The 1490-nt window shown below is 69.2% G+C and carries 1 protein-coding gene and 2 pseudogenes; all 3 read right to left on the bottom strand.

Features of this window, described 5'->3' with window-relative positions:
* Positions 1-423, bottom strand: a 423-nt coding sequence (locus ASF34_RS23245; RefSeq protein WP_443136542.1) for a transketolase C-terminal domain-containing protein, incomplete at its 3' end; no start/stop codon positions are given.
* A 63-nt stretch (positions 424-486) separates the two neighbouring features.
* Positions 487-834, bottom strand: a pseudogene (locus ASF34_RS23790) (1-deoxy-D-xylulose-5-phosphate synthase); the annotation flags it as partial.
* 88 nt (positions 835-922) lie between these two features.
* Positions 923-1490, bottom strand: a pseudogene (locus tag ASF34_RS22850) (1-deoxy-D-xylulose-5-phosphate synthase N-terminal domain-containing protein); the annotation flags it as partial.

The raw sequence follows: 1490 nt of genomic DNA, 5'->3' as shown, positions 1-1490 counted from the left end.
GTCCAGCGGCTTGGCGAAGCGCGCATCCGCCACGCTCACGGCGATCCCCGCCGTCTCCAGAAGGTCGGCCGCCTTCAGCGCCTCAGACAGACGCGTGCCCAGGCTCAGCAGCGCCACACGCGCATTCTCGGGGCGCTTGACGATCCGGCCCTTGCCGATGGGCAGGGCCTCGCCGCGCTCGGGCAGGTCCACGCCCACCCCCTCGCCGCGCGGGTAGCGCAGGGCGATCGGGCCGCTGTCATGGGCATGCTGGGTCGCCACCATGTGGACCAGCTCGGCCTCGTCGGAGGCCGCCATCACCACCATGTTCGGCAGGCAGCAGAGATAAGCCAGATCGAACGCGCCCGCATGGGTCGCTCCGTCCGCACCCACCAGGCCCGCCCGGTCGAGGCAGAACCGAACGGCTAAGTTCTGCAGCGCCACGTCGTGCACGACCTGATCGTAGGCCCGCTGCAGGAAGGTCGAGTAGATCGCCAGGCAGCAGAGATAGGCCAGATCGAACGCGCCCGCATGGGTCGCCCCGTCCGCGCCCACCAGACCCGCCCGGTCGAGGCAGAACCGAACGGCTAAGTTCTGCAGCGCCACGTCGTGCACGACCTGATCGTAGGCCCGCTGCAGGAAGGTCGAGTAGATCGCCACGAACGGCTTGTAGCCCTCCGTCGCCARGCCGCCCGCGAACGTCACCGCATGCTGCTCGGCGATGCCCACATCGAAGGTCCGGTCCGGATGCGCCTTGCCGAACAGGTCGATCCCGGTGCCGCCCGGCATCGCGGCGGTGATCGCCACCACCTTGTCGTCGGCATCCGCCGCCTTGATCAGGCTCTCGCCGAAGACGCGGGTATAGGCCGGTGCGTTCGGCTTGGCCTTGGCCTGGACGCCCGACAGCACGTCGAACTTCACCACCCCGTGGTAGCGGTCGGCNCTCGCCGAAGACGCGGGTATAGGCCGGTGCGTTCGGCTTGGCCTTGGCCTGGACGCCCGACAGCACGTCGAACTTCACCACCCCGTGGTAGCGGTCGGCCGAGGCCTCGGCCGGGGCGTAGCCCTTGCCCTTCTGCGTCACCACGTGGAGCAGGATCGGGCCCTGGTCCGAATCGCGCACGTTCTTCAGGATCGGCAGCAGGTGGTCGAGGTTGTGCCCGTCGACCGGGCCGACATAGTGGAAGCCCATCTCCTCGAACATCGTGCCGCCGCCCACCACCAGGGAGCGGGCATATTCCTCCGCCGCCGCCGCGCGCTGGCTCCTCGAACATCGTGCCGCCGCCCACCACCAGGGAGCGGGCATATTCCTCCGCCGCCGCCGCGCGCTGGTAGATCGCCTTCGGCAGGAGCTTGCCGAGCTGCTTGGCCGTCTCGCGCAGGCCGCGATAGGTCCCGCCGGAAGCCAGGCGCGCGAAATAGGCCGACATCGCCCCCACCGGCGGGGCGATCGACATGTCGTTGTCGTTCAGGATCACGATCAGGCGCGAATGCAGCGCCCCGGCATTGTT

Source organism: Methylobacterium sp. Leaf106 (assembly GCF_001422895.1).
GTDB lineage: Bacteria > Pseudomonadota > Alphaproteobacteria > Rhizobiales > Beijerinckiaceae > Methylobacterium > Methylobacterium bullatum.
This window is presented reverse-complemented; position numbering and strand designations above follow the sequence as displayed.